The sequence below is a fragment of the Mycobacterium sp. ENV421 genome (assembly GCF_002887815.1).
Taxonomy (GTDB): domain Bacteria; phylum Actinomycetota; class Actinomycetes; order Mycobacteriales; family Mycobacteriaceae; genus Mycobacterium.
In genome coordinates, this window is sequence record NZ_PDHO01000141.1 from 1 (window position 1) to 721 (window position 721).

General features: G+C 62.1%; 1 protein-coding gene. It reads left to right on the plus strand.

Features of this window, described 5'->3' with window-relative positions:
- Positions 1-192 precede the first annotated feature (192 nt).
- The coding region (locus CRM90_RS30060; RefSeq protein WP_199190111.1) for a transposase domain-containing protein at positions 193-721 on the plus strand (529 nt) is incomplete at its 3' end.

Here is a 721-nt window from a genome sequence, read left to right on the forward strand (position 1 = left end):
CAATGCCGTTAACTTTGGCGTCACCGCAGGTCAGTGCATTCTGTGGTGAAACATGTTGTGGTGGAATGCATTCAGGGAGTGCGGAGTGGTCGATTTGAGTCAAGGTGATGTGGTGGGCAGTCCATTTCTGGACGCTCAGATTGGCTGCTATATATCTTGTGCTGCAACGGTTTCCACGTATCCTTACTACCTGTGTCCGACAAGAATCCGGGTGGTGAACACGGTCGTGGGGACCGGTTGACCGACCGGGTTGGCCTCGGGGTGCTGACCAGGCTGGTGCACCGTGATCTGGTCGACGACGTCCTCGCCGAAACCGGTCGCACCGAGCGCCGGCGGCGTCTGCTGCCGGCCCGGGTGGTCGTGTATTTCGTGTTGGCGATGACCCTGTTTTTCGACGATGCCTATGAAGAGGTGATGCGCAAACTCGTCGACGGTCTGCGGTTTCTGCGATCCTGGGACGAAGACTGGCAGGTACCGACATCATCGGCGCTGTGTCAGGCCCGCGCCCGCCTCGGCGCCGAGCCGCTGGCCGAACTCTATGCGCGCGTGGCCCGGCCACTGGCCGGTGCAGGCACCAGTGGGGCGTGGCTGGCCGGCCTGCGGGTGATGGCCATCGACGGTGTGCAACTCGACATCCCTGACACCGCCGATAACGAAGACGAGTTCGGCCGCGGAGTGAGTCTGGGACTGGATGCCCCCTACCCGAAGGTGAAGGTCCTCG